The 1,144-nt window shown below is 50.3% G+C and carries 2 tRNA genes and 2 rRNA genes; all 4 read right to left on the bottom strand.

Annotated elements, in window-relative coordinates:
- Positions 1-479 (bottom strand): 23S ribosomal RNA (locus tag WS34_RS14825); the annotation flags it as partial.
- Positions 480-601: 122 nt separating this feature from the next.
- A tRNA-Ala gene (locus WS34_RS14820) sits at positions 602-675 on the bottom strand.
- A 56-nt stretch (positions 676-731) separates the two neighbouring features.
- Positions 732-805: transfer RNA gene (locus WS34_RS14815), tRNA-Ile, on the bottom strand.
- Positions 806-940: 135 nt separating this feature from the next.
- Positions 941-1,144 (bottom strand): 16S ribosomal RNA (locus WS34_RS14810); the annotation flags it as partial.

The following is a 1,144-nucleotide window of genomic DNA, read 5'->3' as shown; positions in this document are numbered from 1 at the left end:
CTATCGGTCTCTCGGGAGTATTTAGCCTTACCGGATGGTCCCGGCAGATTCACGCAGAATTCCTCGTGCTCCGCGCTACTCAGGATACCACTAGGCTTCGGTTGGCTTCGCATACGCAGCTATCATGCTCTATGGCTGTACTTTCCAGAACATTCTGCTCACCAACTTTCTTGCCACAACGTGGTCCTACAACCCCACACATGCCGTAACATGGATGGTTTGGGCTGTTCCCCGTTCGCTCGCCACTACTGGGGGAATCATTATTTATTTTCTTTTCCTGCAGGTACTAAGATGTTTCAGTTCCCTGCGTTAGCCTCCCGCATTGCGGGATGATATCCCTTCAGGATATCGGGTTGTCCCATTCGGAAATCCGCGGATCAAAGGTCATTTGCACCTACCCGCGGCTTATCGCAGCTTATCACGTCCTTCATCGCCTCCGAGAGCCAAGGCATCCGCCATGTGCCCTTACTTACTTTTTGTCTTACCGATCACGTATGGTCGATATATACTTTCAGCTTTCAACTTTACTTTTTTTGGTCACATCATGTCAAAGATCGTTGTCAAGGATTAAGGATTAAAGATAATTCCTAATCTTGAGAAGTGGAGAATAACGGATTCGAACCGTTGACCCCCTGCGTGCAAAGCAGGTGCTCTAGCCAGCTGAGCTAATCCCCCTTCACCATTGATGAAAGACCCGCTAAATCGTAACCGGTCGGTCACCAACTGAGAAGTAGTCCCAGGCAGAGTTGAACTGCCGACCTCTACATTATCAGTGTAGCGCTCTAACCAACTGAGCTATAGGACTGTCAGTCAAACCCTCGCCTTACGGCTCGGCTTCTACTTTTCTCGTATATTTTAATAAACAAGTACGCGCAGTACAAGAGGTTCTTATGGAAGCATAACTTCAAGAACCAACGATCGAGTCGAGACGTCACTCCAGAAAGGAGGTGTTCCAGCCGCACCTTCCGGTACGGCTACCTTGTTACGACTTAGCCCCAATCACCAGTTTTACCCTAGGGCGCTCCTCGCGGTTACGCACTTCAGGTACCCCCGGCTTTCATGGCTTGACGGGCGGTGTGTACAAGGCCCGGGAACGTATTCACCGCGCCGTGGCTGATGCGCGATTACTAGCGAATCCAGCTTC

The sequence above is a fragment of the Odoribacter sp. N15.MGS-14 genome (assembly GCF_000980245.1).
Lineage (GTDB): Bacteria > Bacteroidota > Bacteroidia > Bacteroidales > Marinifilaceae > Odoribacter > Odoribacter splanchnicus.
Note: the sequence above shows the minus strand (reverse complement) of the source record. Positions and strands in the feature narration are given on the sequence as shown.